The sequence below is a fragment of the Cupriavidus cauae genome, assembly GCF_026210475.1.
Lineage (GTDB): Bacteria > Pseudomonadota > Gammaproteobacteria > Burkholderiales > Burkholderiaceae > Cupriavidus > Cupriavidus cauae.
In genome coordinates, this window is record NZ_CP080294.1 from 1,119,610 (window position 1) to 1,132,552 (window position 12,943).

Here is a 12,943-nt window from a genome sequence, read left to right on the forward strand (position 1 = left end):
TTCACAGCAGCGTGCGCGGATCGGTGATGCGGCCCGTGACCGCCGATGCGGCCACGGTCATCGGCGAGGCCAGCCACACCGCGCTGCCGGCGTCGCCCATCCGGCCCGCGAAATTGCGCGCGGTCGAGGCGATCGCCCGCGTGCCGGCGGCGAAGCGCGTGGGCCCGTAACCGGCGCAGGCATTGCACGCATTGGGCAGCAGCTGCGCGCCGGCATCGACGAGTGCCGCCAGCGTGCCTTCGCGCTCGGCCTGCTGCTGGTCGCGCAGCGAGGCGGGTGCCAGCTGCAGCGAGACGCCCGGCGCGACCTTGCGCCCGCGCAGGATGCGCGCGGCCATGCGCAGATCGTCGAGCTTGGCGCCCGTGCAGGCGCCGAGATAGGCGAGGTCGATCGGCTGGCCCTGGGCGTCGCTGACCGGCGCGCCGTTGGCCGGCGAGTGCGGCGCGGCGACCTGCGGCGCCAGGGCGGCGGCGTCGAAGCGATGGGTTTGCAGCAGCGGCGCATCGGCATCGCTGCGCCAGTGCTCGATATCGATCTGCGCCAGCGTGGCGGCGGGCACGCCGGCCTGTTCGAGCCATTGGAGCGTGGTGGCGTCCGGTGCGACGAGGCCCGTCTGCGCGCCCAGCTCGGCGCTCATATTGGTCAGCGTCATCCGCTCCTGCATCGACAGCGCGGTCACCGCCGTGCCGGCATATTCGATCGCCTCGTAGCAGCCGCCGCCCAGTCCGAGCCGGGCGCACAGGAACAGCATGATGTCCTTGGCGCAGACGCCGTCGGCCAGCGTGCCGTCCCATTGGATGCGGATGGTCTGCGGCACGCGCAGCCAGATCTCGCCGGTGGCCAGCACGCCCGCCATCTCGGTGGCGCCGATGCCGAACATATAGGCGCCGAACGCGCCCCCGGTCGGACTGTGGCTGTCGCCGCCGACGATGCACTGGCCCGGCAGCACGTAGCCGCGCTCGGGCAGCACCACGTGGCAGATCCCTTCGTTGTCGATCAGATGCGGCAGGCGCTGTTCGCGGACCCAGTCGCGCGTGAAGCGGACGATCGCCTCGGCCTCGGCATCCGCGGCGGGCACGAAGTGGTCGGTCACGACGACGAAGCGCTCGGGGTCCCAGACCTTGGCGCCCAGCTCGCGCAGCAGCGGCGCGACGCGGCGCGGTCCGCTGGAGTCGTGCGACATCGCCAGATCGACCTTGCAGGTCACCACGGTGCCGGGCGTCGCGCGGTCCAGGCCCGCGGCGCGGGCGACCAGCTTCTGTGCGAGGGTTTGCGCCGGGGCGGTCCCGGCGCCGGCACGGCTCATTCCACCTTGGCTCCCGAATAGCGCACCACGGTGGCCCAGCGCTTGATGTCCTGCTTGACGAAGGCGCTGAAGGCCTCGGGCGTGCTGGCGACCGGCTGCGCGCCATCGCTTTCGAGGCGCTTGGCCACCGATGGCGTCTCCAGGCCCCGGCGCGCGGCCTGATAGAGCGTGCGCGTGACTTCGGGCGGCAGCCCTGCCGGGCCGAACAGCCCGAACCAGGCATTGGACTCGAAGCCCTTGACGGTCTGCGAGATCGGCGGCACGCCCGGCAGCTGCGGCAGCGGCGCCGGACTGGTGACCCCAAGCGCCTTGAGCTTGCCGGCCTTGATATGCGGCAGCACGTTCAGGGTGCTGGCGAACATCAGCTCGACGCGGCCCGACAGCAGGTCGGTCACTGCCGGCGTCGTACCTTTGTACGGAATGTTGACGATGTACGTGCCGGTCATCATCTTGAACATGTCGCCGGCCAGATGCACCGACGAGCCGACGGCGCCGATGCCGAAGTTCAGTTTGCCGGGACGGGACTTGGCCAGCTGGATCAGCTCGGCGACATTGTTGGCCGGCACCGACGGATGGGCGACCAGCACGCTTGGCACGCTGGCCACCAGTGTGATCGGCGTGAAATCGGCGACGGGATCGAAGGGCAGGTTCTTGTACAGCGTCGCGTTGATGGTATGGCTGGTGAAACTCATCAGCAGCGTGCTGCCGTCCGGCGCGCTCTGCGCCACCAGCTCGGCGGCGATATTGCCGCCGGCGCCCGGGCGGTTCTCGACCACGACGGACTGGTCCAGCAGCTTGCCCATCTCGTTGGCGATGGTGCGGGCCAGCGTATCGGTGGTGCCGCCGGCCGGCGCGCCGACCAGGATGCGGATGGGCTTGCCGCCGGCGATCTGGCCAAGCGGGGCCGCCGACGTGCCGGATGTCGCGGAGGTGCCCGATGTCGCCGATGTGCCGGATGTGCTCGCCTGCCCTGCGTTCCCGTTGGTTGCGCCGATGGCGCTGGACGGCGCGAGCAGCGGCAGCAGCGGTATCGGCGACGCCAGCGATGTCAGCAGCGTGGCCGCGCCCAGCCTGAGCGCGGCGCGGCGTGTCTTGACGATGCCGGCGGGGTGCGCCGGCGGCAGAAGGGAACGGCTGGCTCGATGCAGCGGCATGACGCGAGTCTCCTTGTCTGATCGTCGAAGCGCGCAGCATGGCGCGCCTGCGTCAGTCGCGCAAGCTGGTGCGGGTCCCGTTGTCGACCCAGACGTTGGCGCTGTCGCCGCCTGCCGGCGACAGCTCCATCCGGTATTCGTAGCGGTCGGGCCGGTACTGCCCGAGCAGCAGCTGGATCGGCCGGCCGGACTTGTCCTGCACCACGCGGCGGGTCGCCAGCAGCGCGGCGCCGACCGGCACCTCGAGCAGCGGGGCCACCACCACGTCGGCCAGGCGCGCCGACAACACCTGCGTGGCACGGCCCAGCTTCAGGCCGCCGCGGTTCTCGAGCAGCCGCAGGATCGGCGTGGTCTCCAGATCCTTGCGCGTCAGATGGCGGCCCAGGTCGGCCGGCACATAGACGGTGATATGGGACAGCGGCTCGCCGTGGTAATGGCGCACGCGCACCACCTTGGTGACCGGATCGCCGGGCTGCAGGCACAGCGATTCGGCGACGTCCGGGGCGGCCTGCACCTCCTCGATCGAGATCACGTTGACCGAGGTCTTCTGGCCCATGTCCAGCAGGTTGTCCAGCAGGCTGACGGTGCGTGGGGCATTGGCGGCCGGCGCGATCGGATGCGGATTGACGAAGGTGCCCAGGCCGCGATGGCGGCGCACCAGGCCTTCCTGCACCAGGCGATCGAACACACGGCGCATGGTCACGCGCGAGGCATGGAATTGCTTGGCCAGGTCGATCTCGCCCGGCAGAGGCCCCTGGCCAAAACGGCCTTCCACAATCTGTTGGCGCAGCACCACGTAAATCTGGTGATACAGGGGAACGACGGCTTCACTCATGGTTTCCCTTGCGAGTCGACGACAGGTCGGCAATTAGTTTAATGTACTTTAAATCAGACATGGATCAAAGTGACAACGGAATACGTGCCGCCGTGTGAATTCGCACATTGGCTGGGCCGGCCGGTCACTGGCCTTGGCGGAACAACGTCGGCGCAATGTCGACACAATTTCCGGTGCAATCCGGCGAGCGATTTCCAGCCAGCATTTCCGCTACGGGAAGCGACGCATGAAGCGCGCCCCGGCAACGGCCGCCAATGATCCGCGATGCGGTCCATCCGAAACATCCCCCCAATGCAGGACGTGCTTAAAAAAACACCACCTGCGCCCTGTCCGATTCCTCGTTTCAATTCCGTAACGCCACGTCAGCCGGTTCGGTTTTATCGGCATCCCGACTTAACTATCCGGCGATAAACATATTTTTCTCGCGCAATCGGAATCGCGGCGCGACGCCACTTTCCGGCCGCTGTCACAGCGATGTGACATGTCTGTTCCGGTTCACAGTATTTAGGCTCCCAGTGTCGCACCGAAAGCGGGATCTTGCACCGCAGCAGGGCCATTTTGGCCTTGTTTTACAAGGGAAAGCGACGCCTGCGGGGGGTGCTGGCACCGAATATGCGCAGGGCGCTTCGGTTTGGCCAATGCCGGACCATGACCTGGCTACCGCTTCGTTTTCCGTCTGACGAGCGCGGCGCCGGGCTGAGTCGCAGAGAACATTCCTCCTGGGAGCTATGTATGAAAAAGACCTTACTCGCGTCCGCCGTCGCCCTGACTCTCGGGGTGACAGGGCACGCCTTGGCACAGACCGCAACCGACGACGCCGTGGCGGTGAATGTCAATGTCACCGACAACGACACCACCACCACGACCAAGACCAATTCGGAGAACCGCGGACGCGCATGGGCTGAGGGCCTTGGCACGACTGCGGCAAACAACGGCTCCACCTCGACCGCCAACTTCTCCAATGCCTTCAACACCAGCCGTGCGGTCGCCATGACGCGCCTGAACGGCACGGTCAGCGGCCTCACCGTCAGCCATATCGGCAACGTGGCCCGCCAGCTGGGTAATGCCAGCGGCGGCGCCGGCGGCCGCGGTGGCGCGGGCACCGGCGGCAATGCCATGGGTGGCACCGGCGGCAATGGCGGCAACAGCGGCAATGGCGGCGCCGGCGGCAACGGCGGTGCCGGCGGCATGGCAAGCATTGGCGATGCGACCGCGGGCGATGCCACCAACGGCAGCGCAACGGCGGGCCGCGGCGGCTATGGCGGTAACGCCAACGGCACCGCGGGCCGGGGCGCGAACGGCGTCGGCACCGGCGGTGGCGCCTTGGCCGCCAGCGTGGGCGTCGGCGCGCGCGGCGCCAATGGCACCGGTGCCGGCGGTAACGGCACCGGCGGCAGCCTGGCCGGCGGCGGCGATGGCGGCGGTGCCGGTGCGGCGTCGGGCGGCTCGCTCGGCGCGAGCGCTGGCCTGGGCGGCAGCAGCAGCTCGAGCGGCGGCGGCGCGCGCGGTCCGGGCGCTGACACCACCGCGACCACCGCGGGTGCGGGCGGCGCAGGCACTGGCGGCGCAGTGACCACGGCGGGCGGCACGTCCGGCGCGGCGGGCGGTGCCGGCGGCGCTGGTACCACCGGCGCAGTGGCGGCCACTGGCGGCGCGGGTACCGGCACTGGCGGTGCGGGTGGCGCGGGCACCGGCGGTGCGGCGACGGCTTCGGGCGGCGCCGGCACGGGCACCGGCGGCGCTGGCGGCGCGCAGACCAGCGTGGCCGGTAACGGCGGCAACGGCGGCAATGCCACCAATGGCGGCGCCACCACCACGGCCAGCAATGGCGCCGCGACCGCCGGCAACGGCGCGGTCGGCGCGGCTGGCGCGACCAGCGGTGCCGGCGGTGCCGGTGGCGCGGGTGCGGGCGGTACCGGCGGCGTGGGCAACGGTGCGACCGGCGGTGCCGGTGGTGCCGGTGGTGCGGCGCTGGCCGATGCAGGCACGTTCAACATGTCCAACGCGATGAGCAGCGTCGGGCAGTCGGCGGCCGGCATCATGATCGCCAACCAGAACAGCGGCCTCGGCTCGCTGGTGCAACAAGCCGTCACGGTCCAGGCCAACCTGGCTGTAGGCAGGTAAGACGCTGCGCGCTCGCGAATGCCGGTGCGTGGATGGCGCACCGGCATCGCGCCTTGCGCGGTGTTGCTCTGCAGGAGTGGGCGTCCCGGCCTCGCGTCGGGATGCCCGTTCGACGGGACACAAGGAGGCACCATCATGCGAGCGGTCCGCACCGCTGTCGGCGCTTTGACGACAGCATTCCTGCTCTGGCCCGGCCTGCACGCCGCGGCAGAGCCGTCCGCCGCGCCAGAAGCGGCGAGCCCGACGGCCGCGATGCCGACCACCGTCGGCATGCCGGAAGACAACAGCAAGGACACCCCCGTGGCCGCGACACCGCGGACAACGGTCGACGCATCGGCACAAGGGCAGACGGGCACCGTGCTCGCCGGCTTCGGCAAGCCGGTCGGCACCGACGCGCTGGCCGATATCCGTGGCGGCGCCGAAGTGGTGGTCAACGACATGCGGCTGGCTGGCGTCGTGGCGGACAACACCGCCAATCGCGTCATCACCGGCAGCAACGCGATTTCGGATGGGGCGTTCGCCAATGCGAGCGGCCTGCCCACGGTGATACAGAACACCGGCGCCAACACGCTGATCCAGAACGCGACGATTCTGAACGTGCGATTTGGGCCATGAAGCAGGCCATGAAGCAGGCCATGAACCTGCCACGCCTTGCCGCGCTGGCGGCGCTCGCCTGGGCGTCGGCCATGGTGCCGGCGCGCGCCGCCGATACGGTGGTGATTCCACCGGCCGGCAGCGACTACAAGGTCCGGACGGTGAGCCTGAAGGAGGCACGCTTCAAGACCACCATCCGGCAGCAGTACGACTTCAGCTGCGGCTCGGCCGCAGTGGCGACCCTGCTTACCTATCAGTACGGCCATCCGGTCACGGAAGCCGAAGTGTTCCAGCAGATGTACCTGACCGGCGATCGCGCCAAGATCCAGCGCGAGGGCTTCTCGCTGCTGGACATGAAGCGCTTCCTCGAAACGCGCGGCTTCATGGCCGACGGCTTCGAACTGCCGCTGTCCAAGCTCGAGGAAACCCAGGTCCCGGCGATCGTGCTGGTGGTCGAGAACGGCTACCACCATTTCGTCGTGGTCAAGGGGGTACGCGGCAATCGGGTGTTGGTTGGCGATCCCGCCCTCGGTACGCGAGCGTTGTCTCGCGAACACTTCGAACGGATCTGGGACAGTAGTCTTCTGTTCGTGATCCACAACCGCACCGATATCGCGCGCTTCAACCAGGCTTCGGACTGGCGCGTCGCACCCAGTGGGCCGTACTGGATGGGGGTCAATCGGGACAGTCTGTTCTTTACCGTCATGCCAAAGCATGGCGCTGGAGACTTCTAGGGACCCGTCACCATGTATCGACAAGCCATGACTACGCGGCCGGCGCGCCGCGGCGCCGCCCGTGGCGCTGCCAATTCGGCCGCTGCAGCGATGCTGCTAGGCGCGGGACTGGCCTGCGCCGGCCAGGCGTGGAGCACGCAGGCCCCGCGCGAGGAAGGGCTGGACGCCGGACTGGCGTCCTACCCCGCCGCGGATCCGCATCACGATGCCATCGCTGCCGCGCGCAGCGGCATGGCCGGCTGGAAACCGGTCGCATCGGCACGATTGGAAGAACTGCGAGGCGGCTTCGAGACCGGCGGCCTGCAGGTCTCGTTCGGCATCGAACGCGCCGTCTATATCAACGGCAACCTGGTGGTATCGACCAGCCTGGTGATTCCCGACGTCAGCCGCATCACCTCGGAACAGGCAGGACGGCTTGCCGCCGCGCTGCAGAGCGCGGCCAATGCGGGCTCGGTCGCGGCCAACGCGCTGGGGCAGGCCGGGCAGGCGGGGCAGGGCACCTCGACGCCCGGCAGCGGCAGCGCCAGTTCCTCGGCGAGCGCGGGACAGCCAGGCACGTCCACCTCCACGCCGGGCACCGCCACGGTGGCGGCGCCATCGCCTCCACCGTCTTCGGGGACGCCGCCGATGCCGGCGCCGGCGGTGATCGCCACCGCGACCGGTTCGGTCACCACCAACGGCCTGCTCAATCTGATCCAGAACGGGCCGGGCAACAGCTTCAACGCGGGGGCGCTGGCGGGCACGCCGGCGACCGTGATCCAGAACTCGCTCAACAACCAGTCGATCCAGAGCCTGTTGACCATCGATGCGGGCGTGAACACCTTGCAGGCGTTCCGCGCGGGGGTCGCCGGCGCGGCATTGAACAGCGCCCTGCAGCGGGCGGCGAGCATGCGGTAGAGCCAAACACGCATACGGGACCACACGAAGCAAGCGGAAGCAACGGATGCACGCGGTCGCATCCGGACACACAGGGGTGCATGGCAACAACGCAAACAGGTCGCGGACTCCTGAACCAGTCCGCCATCCGGGGGGAGGAGAGTCATGAGAAAAAGGTCGATGCAGGGCATCCGGCAGGCGGGATGCTCGACCTTGCTATTGCTGGGGGGATTGGCGCATGCGCAGAATCTGCCCGACGAAGGGCCGACGGCCGCCAAGCTGGAAGCCCTGAAACGCGAGGTCGCGGAACAGGCCGCCGTGCTCGACGCGATGAAGCGCTCGATGGCCCAGCAAGAGGCCACGATCCGCGAGTTGCGCAGCATCGTCGGCGCCGATGCGCTGGCGAACAAGCGCGGCGGGCAGCGCGGCCCCGGTGTGACCGGCGCCGATATCGCGACCGGCGCGGCGACGGCGCCGGCTGCCGCCAGCGGCAACACCGGCCTGCCCAATACGCGCAACGTGCCGGTCAATCAGGCACAAGGTCCGGCACAAGGTCCGGCACAGGGCCCCGCGAACGGCAGCACCACCGTCGCACAGGCGCAGGAACCGGTGGGCCGGCCGCCCGAGCGCGACACGCGTCCGCCGGAGATCGCGCCGATCTTCGATCAGCCCGGCGTGCTGACGCCGCCCGGCCGGCTGGTGGTCGAGCCGGCGTTCCAGTACGGCTATTCGTCCAACAACCGCGTGGCGCTGGTCGGCTACACGGTGATTCCGGCGATCCTGATCGGGCTGATCGACGTGCGCGAGGTCAAGACCTCGACCTATGTCGCCTCGGTCGCCTTCCGCTACGGCATTACCAAGCGGCTCGAAATCGAGGCCAAGGTCCCGTACGTGCATAGCTCGGGCTCGACCATCAGCCGCGAAGTCTTCACCGGCACCGCGGTCGACAACGTCTTCAATTCGAGCGGCAGCGGACTGGGCGATGTCGAGGCGACGCTGCGCTATCAGCTGAACTACGGCAACGACCGCATGCCGTATTTCGTCGGCTGGCTGCGCTACAAGTCCAATACCGGCAAGAGCCCGTTCGACGTGGTCACCGATTGCGTGCAGCGCTGCATCGGCAATACCACCGGCACCGGGCTGCCGCTGGGCATGCCGACCGGCACCGGCTTTCATGCGATCCAGCCGGGCATCACGTGGCTGCTGCCGACCGATCCTGCGGTGTTCTTCGGCACCTTCAGCTATCTGCACAATTTTGGCCGCGACAACGTCAGCCGTACCGTGCTGAACGGCCAGAAGGAGCCGCTGGGCAAGATCGAGCCGGGCGACATCTTCGGCTTCAACTTCGGCATGGGCCTGGCGCTGAACGAGCGGGCGTCATTCAGCATCGGCTACGACCAGAGCATCATCTGGCCGACCAAGCAGAACGGACAGACCGTGCCCGGCTCGGTGCGGATCACGCAGGGCTCGCTGCTGGTCGGCTATTCGTACCGCTTCAGCGACCGCTATACGCTCAATATCTCGGTCGGCGCGGGGCTGACGCGCGATACGCCGGATCTGCAGGTCAACGTGCGGCTGCCGATCACGTTCTGAGCGGCTTCGGGTGGGGCTCGGGCTTCGGCTCGGGCTTGCGCTTTGGCGCGGGTTCGCTTCGGCTCGGACTTCGCCCCCAGTTTCGGCTTTTGGCGTTGCCCTGGCGTCATCGCCGTCACGTCGGCCCTGTGCCGGCGTGACGGCTACGCGACGCGGCGCCGGCACGGTGCGCTGCACCTCACGGCTTCGCTTGCGATTCCCTGCCTGGTGGCGTACAAAAGTAAAACCCGCCCCGCTGGCGGATTCTGCCGCCACCTGCCAGCCTCGGCAGCCCACGGACGGGACCTCGCTCGGAGGAATCCGTCATGCGCAAACGCATCTACTGGTTATTGCCCGACGTGGTCAGCGCTCGGCGCACCATGGACGATTTGCTGATCAATCGCGTCGAACACCGGCACATCCACTTCGTCGCCCGCGACGGCATGGACATGACCGGCCTGCATGAAGCCAATCTGTTCCAGACCTCCGATATCGTTCACGCCGCCGAGATGGGTTTGATGATCGGTGGTGCGGTCGGCGTGGTCGCCGGCGTGGTGGTCGCGATGTTCCCGATCGTCAGCGATACCCCGCAATGGGGCCTGGTCGGCGTGCTGGCGGTGCTCGGGGCGGTGTTCGGGGCCTGGGCCTCGAGCATGATCGGCAGCTCCGCGCCGAACAGCCGGCTCAAGCCCTTCGAGGCCGATATCGCCGACGGCAAGATCCTGCTGATGGTCGACGTGCCGCGCGGCCGTGTCGAGGAAATCGAAACGCTGCTGCGCAGCTCGCATCCGGAAGCCCGCTTCGCGGGGATGGACCCGGCGGTGCCGGCATTCCCCTGATCCGGCGCGATGCATTGCTTCGGCTGTTCGATGGTCTGATGGTCTGATGGTTTGATGGTCTGAAGGTCCGATGATACGTGGTGCAGGGCCCGTGCCCGTGCACCACGTTCTCTCTGTGCGCGCCGGCTCGGCGCGACTCCCTGCGCATTGACCCCTCGCCGAGAAACCGGTAGTTTTCGGCCGACCCTCCCATCTCGCCTGAAGATCAATGAATCGCATGCTGCCGGGCACGCGCGCCCTCCGGACCTTCGAAGCGGCGGCGCGGCATCTGAACTTCACCCGCGCGGCCGAAGAGGTTGGCCTGACGCCCGCGGCGGTCAGCTACCAGATCAAGGAAATCGAGGAACAGCTCGGCATCACGCTGTTTACGCGCACCAGCCGCACCATCCAGCTGACACCCGCCGGCGCGGTCCTGTACGAGGCCACCGCCGATGCGCTCGACAATCTGCGCCGCGCCACCGCGCGCGCCCGGCGCATGGCGCGGGGCGCGACGCATCTTCGGATATCGCTGGAGGCGCGCTTCGCGTCCAACTGGCTGCTGCCTCGGCTGCCGCAATTTCGCGCCGCGAATCCCGGCCTGGAGCTGACCTTCGATATCAGCGAGCAGGTCCGTGATTTCGAGGCCGACGATATCGACGTCGCGATCCGCTTCGGCGCCGGCCACTACGAAGGCGCACGCGCCGAGCGTCTGTTCGGCACGGTGGTGGTACCGATCTGCAGTCCCCGCCTGCTCGAATCCGGCCCCCCGCTGCACGAGCCGCGCGATCTGCTGCACCACACGCTGTGCCATGTCGATTGCCGGACCGATGGCATCGTCTGGCCGGACTGGCCGATGTGGATGGCGGCGGCCGGCATCGAGAACTTCGACGACAGCCGCTGCATGGCCTTCGCCGATTCCACGCACGTCGTGCAGGCCGTGCTGGACGGCGGCGCCGTCGGCCTGGTCGAACTGCCGATGATCGCCAACGACCTCGCGGCGGGCCGTCTGGTCAGGCTGTTCGACATCGGGGTCAGCGTGGCGCAGGACTATGCGTATCACCTCGTCTATCCGGAGAGCAGCAGCGACGATCCGCGCGTGGTGGCGTTTCGCGACTGGCTGATCGAACAAACCAGGCAGACACCACAGGGATAAGCTCGCCTCTCTGCGGTATATTTCCCCGCATGTCCGCGCATACCCCATCCCATTCCTCCTCCCATCCCTTCTCGCTGACCGGCCGCGTGGCGCTGGTTACCGGCGGTGCGCAGGGTCTTGGCATCGCCATCGCGAAAGGCTTGATCGACGCCGGTGCCATCGTGCTGGTGGCCGCGCGCAATGCGCAGCGTGTCGAGCAGGCCGTCGCCACGCTCGGTGAGGGCGCCCGTCCGCTGGTGCTCGACATTACCGACGAGACCGCGGTAGCGAAGGCGTTCGACAGCATCGACAGCCAATATGGCCGGCTCGACATCCTCGTGAACAACGCCGGCGCGCGCAATCGGCAGACCATGGCCGAGCTCGATACCGGCGATCTGCGCGCGATGATGGAGACCAATCTGGTCGCGCCGTACAACCTGTGCCGGCATGCAGCGATACGCATGCGTCGCGGTGGCTATGGCCGCATCATCAATGTCAGCTCGATCGCGGGACAGGTGGCGCGGGGCGACGACGTGCTGTATCCCGCCACCAAGGGCGCGCTCGATGCGCTGACGCGCTCGCTATCGGCGGACCTGGGGCGCGATGGCGTCACCGTCAACGCGATTGCGCCGGGGTTCTTCGCCACCGAGCCGAACCAGCCGATGGTCGGCGACGCCGGCGTGAAGGACTGGCTGCAGCGCCGTACCTCGCTGGGCCGCTGGGGCCAGCCGGACGAGATCGCGGGCGCCGCGGTGTTCCTGGCCTCGCCGGCGGCGTCCTATGTCACCGGCCACGTCCTTGCCGTCGACGGCGGCTATCTGGCTCATTTCTGACTCACGTCTGACTCACTTCGGACGCGTCGGCCGCGCGGCATCCTGCGCGCCGCGCCGCTTGCGAAAGTGCGCGTAGACGTAGTCGAGCATCGCGCTGGCCGCGGCCGAATCACCGCGGTCGCGCAGCCGCACCAGGCAGATGTCGCGCACCAGCGATTCCAGCCGCAGCGGCCGGATCGCCAGATTGGGCAGCTGGAACTGGAACAGCGCCAGCGACGGCACCACGGTGACGCCGAGGCCCGCGGCCACGAGCCCGGCCACCGTGGCCAGATGCTCGACCTCCATCACGCCATTGAGCCGCGTCGGATGCAGCGCGGCGTCCAGATGCTGCCGCACGCTGCTGGTGCGCGACAGATGGATGAACGGCAGGCCGGCGAGCGCGGACGGGGCGATGCTGCGGCGCGAGGCCAGCGGATGATCGGCGGGGCAGATCACGTGGAAGGAATCCGCCACCAGCGGCTCGATCTTCAGGTCCGCATCCTGGCCTGGCGCCGGCGCCAGCGCGAAATCGACGCGGCCGCGCCGTACCAGATCGATGCAGCCGTCGGCCAGCACATCGTGCAGCGCCAGCGCGATGCCTGGATAGCGCGCGCGGAAGGCGGCGAGCACCGGCGGCAGATCGCCCGCGGCGATCGACGGCAGCGCCGCGATCGCGACCCGGCCCTTGCGGCGCTCGGCATGGTCGCGCAGGTCGGCGAAGGCGTCCTCGAAATCGGCCAGCAGCCGCTCCGCTACCTCCTCGAAGCGGCGACCCTCGGCACTGAGCTCGACAAAGCGCGTGGTGCGCTCGAACAGCCGCGCGCCGGCCTGTTCCTCCAGCGTGCGGATCAGCGCGCTGAACGCCGACTGCGACAGATGGCAGGCCTGCGCCGCCCGTGTGAAATTGCGCTGCTGGGCCAGTGCGACGAAGGCGCGCAGATGCTTGACGGACAGGTTCATGGCGGCGAAAGGATGGTTGATCGAGG

Annotated in this window: 12 protein-coding genes; 8 read left to right on the forward strand and 4 right to left on the reverse strand. The window is 68.6% G+C overall.

Annotated features, from left to right (window positions below; all coding sequences use genetic code 11):
- Window position 1: 1 nt before the first annotated feature.
- From KZ686_RS20345 to KZ686_RS20355, 3 genes are read right to left on the reverse strand one after another with little or no spacing between them, the layout of a single operon-like run.
- Window positions 2-1,306: a 3-isopropylmalate dehydratase large subunit gene (locus KZ686_RS20345; protein ID WP_265635236.1), complete on the reverse strand. Its 1,305-nt coding sequence runs from the start codon at window positions 1,304-1,306 to the stop codon at window positions 2-4.
- Window positions 1,303-2,460 (reverse strand): tripartite tricarboxylate transporter substrate binding protein, encoded by a 1,158-nt coding sequence (locus KZ686_RS20350; protein WP_149318516.1) that lies wholly within the window; start codon window positions 2,458-2,460, stop codon window positions 1,303-1,305. The genes KZ686_RS20345 and KZ686_RS20350 overlap by 4 nt, the downstream gene beginning before the upstream one ends.
- Before the next feature lie 52 nt (window positions 2,461-2,512).
- Window positions 2,513-3,295, reverse strand: a complete 783-nt coding sequence (locus tag KZ686_RS20355) for a GntR family transcriptional regulator (protein ID WP_149318515.1) — start codon at window positions 3,293-3,295, stop codon at window positions 2,513-2,515.
- Between the two features lie 732 nt (window positions 3,296-4,027).
- Here KZ686_RS20355 and KZ686_RS20360 point away from each other — a divergent pair.
- From KZ686_RS20360 to KZ686_RS20395, 8 genes are all read left to right on the forward strand, one after another.
- Complete coding sequence (locus tag KZ686_RS20360) at window positions 4,028-5,419, forward strand: hypothetical protein (protein WP_149318514.1); 1,392 nt, start codon at window positions 4,028-4,030, stop codon at window positions 5,417-5,419.
- A gap of 135 nt (window positions 5,420-5,554) precedes the next feature.
- On the forward strand, window positions 5,555-6,034 hold the full coding sequence (locus KZ686_RS20365) for a hypothetical protein (RefSeq protein WP_150084797.1): 480 nt from the start codon (window positions 5,555-5,557) through the stop codon (window positions 6,032-6,034).
- Between the two features lie 20 nt (window positions 6,035-6,054).
- Window positions 6,055-6,747 carry a C39 family peptidase gene (locus tag KZ686_RS20370; protein ID WP_265635328.1) on the forward strand — a complete coding sequence of 231 codons (693 nt, stop codon included), beginning with the start codon at window positions 6,055-6,057 and terminating at the stop codon, window positions 6,745-6,747.
- Window positions 6,748-6,774: 27 nt separating this feature from the next.
- On the forward strand, window positions 6,775-7,644 hold the full coding sequence (locus tag KZ686_RS20375) for a flagellin (protein ID WP_265635241.1): 870 nt from the start codon (window positions 6,775-6,777) through the stop codon (window positions 7,642-7,644).
- Window positions 7,645-7,788: 144 nt separating this feature from the next.
- Entirely contained in the window at window positions 7,789-9,216 is a 1,428-nt protein-coding gene (locus KZ686_RS20380) for an acetate kinase (protein ID WP_150084799.1), read from the forward strand.
- Window positions 9,217-9,521: 305 nt separating this feature from the next.
- Entirely contained in the window at window positions 9,522-10,034 is a 513-nt protein-coding gene (locus KZ686_RS20385; RefSeq protein ID WP_149318510.1) for a DUF1269 domain-containing protein, read from the forward strand.
- 208 nt (window positions 10,035-10,242) lie between these two features.
- Complete coding sequence (gene gcvA, locus KZ686_RS20390; RefSeq protein ID WP_265635244.1) at window positions 10,243-11,166, forward strand: transcriptional regulator GcvA; 924 nt, start codon at window positions 10,243-10,245, stop codon at window positions 11,164-11,166.
- Between the two features lie 29 nt (window positions 11,167-11,195).
- Window positions 11,196-11,978, forward strand: a complete 783-nt coding sequence (locus KZ686_RS20395) for an SDR family oxidoreductase (RefSeq protein ID WP_265635246.1) — start codon at window positions 11,196-11,198, stop codon at window positions 11,976-11,978.
- Window positions 11,979-11,990: 12 nt separating this feature from the next.
- Here the strand turns inward: KZ686_RS20395 and KZ686_RS20400 are convergent, their stop codons facing one another.
- Window positions 11,991-12,917: a LysR family transcriptional regulator gene (locus KZ686_RS20400; protein WP_265635330.1), complete on the reverse strand. Its 927-nt coding sequence runs from the start codon at window positions 12,915-12,917 to the stop codon at window positions 11,991-11,993.
- Window positions 12,918-12,943: the final 26 nt, after the last annotated feature.